This is a genomic window from Ochrobactrum sp. SFR4 (genome assembly GCF_019730395.1).
GTDB lineage: Bacteria > Pseudomonadota > Alphaproteobacteria > Rhizobiales > Rhizobiaceae > Pseudochrobactrum.
Genome location: NZ_JAAPBB010001330.1, coordinates 1 through 238, shown reverse-complemented (window position 1 = coordinate 238; position 238 = coordinate 1). Strand labels below are relative to the sequence as shown.

Below are 238 nucleotides of genomic sequence, written 5' to 3'. Positions count from 1 at the left end.
CGCTGCATAATGAAGATTATATTCGCGGGTTTGACCAGAAGGGCAATCTATTGCGTGAAGGACGCGATATCCGCGTCGGCGATACCGTCATTATTCAGCGCGCCGGTGATGTGATCCCGCAGATTGTGGATATTGTTGCGGATAAGCGTCCTGCGGAGAGCGTGGCTTATGAATTTCCACGTCTGTGCCCTGTCTGCGGCAGCCATACTGTGCGTGAAGAAGGTGAGGCAGTGCGCCG

General features: G+C 54.6%; 1 pseudogene. It reads left to right on the top strand.

Annotated elements, in window-relative coordinates:
- Window positions 1-238 (top strand): annotated as a pseudogene (locus tag HBA93_RS23345) (NAD-dependent DNA ligase LigA); the annotation flags it as partial.